Below are 244 nucleotides of genomic sequence, written 5' to 3' on the forward strand. Positions count from 1 at the left end.
CGGCGCTGCAGCGCGAGATCGATGAACGCAAGCTGCTCGAAAGCCAGCTGGTGCAATCAGAAAAACTCGCCTCCCTTGGCCAACTGGCGGCGGGCATCGCCCATGAGGTCAACAACCCAATCGGCTTCGTCTCCTCCAACCTGGGGGCGCTGGGCAGCTACTTCGCCCGCTTGCAGGACATGCTCAAGGCCTACCGTGACGCAGAGCCGGCCATCGGCCCGGCGACGCTGCAGGCGAGCTTGGT

At 64.8% G+C, this 244-nt stretch carries 1 pseudogene; it reads left to right on the forward strand.

The features are described 5' to 3' along the window. A pseudogene (locus SB756_RS34130) lies at positions 1 to 244 on the forward strand (hybrid sensor histidine kinase/response regulator); the annotation flags it as partial.

The organism is Pseudomonas sp. SIMBA_068 (assembly GCF_046534705.1).
In the GTDB taxonomy this organism is placed as follows: Bacteria; Pseudomonadota; Gammaproteobacteria; order Pseudomonadales; family Pseudomonadaceae; genus Aquipseudomonas; species Aquipseudomonas putida.